The organism is Arhodomonas sp. KWT (assembly GCF_010993615.1).
This window is the reverse complement of sequence record NZ_WNXE01000863.1, coordinates 1-717: the sequence shown is the minus strand read 5'-3', so window position 1 is coordinate 717 and position 717 is coordinate 1. Positions and strand designations below refer to the sequence as shown.

1 protein-coding gene is annotated in these 717 nt (G+C 71.0%); it reads left to right on the top strand.

Going from position 1 to position 717, the window contains the following annotated elements:
• Positions 1 to 59: 59 nt before the first annotated feature.
• On the top strand, positions 60 to 717 hold a 658-nt coding region (locus G7A99_RS22930), incomplete at its 3' end, for a XylR N-terminal domain-containing protein (protein ID WP_205600023.1).

Sequence of the window (717 nt, the reverse complement as noted above, 5' to 3'; positions counted from 1 at the left end):
GGTTTCCGGATATCCCGCAACCCGGCAGGCGCGCATGGAGGCGCTGCAGGAGGAGTCCCATGACCGCCAGTCCGGATACCGGCGCCGCCGCCAGCGCCGGCGTGCTTGCCGAGCACCTTCACTTCTCCCCGGACGCGGGGCACATCCAGCTCTTCGACCAGCGCATGCTGCTCATGCACGCCACCTCGCTGGCCGAGCTGCGCCGCGAGCTGATCGCGGAGCTGGGCACCGCCCGGGCCCGCGATATCCTTACGCGCCTGGGCTACCAGCAGGGCTTCGAGGACGGTCAGCGCATCCGCCGGATCGCCACCGCCGATCCCGCACAGGCCCTGCCCCTGGGGCCACGCCTGCGGGAGATGGAGGGCTTCGTGCGCAACCAGCCCATCGAGGCGATGCAGGTGGACCTGGAGCGCGGCGAGTTCCGGGGGGATTACGTCTGGGGCGCGTCCTGGGAAACCCAGGCACACCTGCAGCATTTCGGGGTCACCGGCGAGCCGGCGTGCTGGGTGATGGTGGGGTACGCGGACGGCTACTGCACGGCGGTCACCGGCATGCCCATCCACTGGCGCGAAAGCGAGTGCGTGGCCATGGGCCACACGCGCTGCCGGGTGATCGGCCGGCCACTGTCGGAGTGGGAGCACCTGGACCGGCAGGACGCGGGATTCCTGCGCATCGACAGCTTCGTGGGCGCGCGGGACCTCGGCTACGGCGACGACA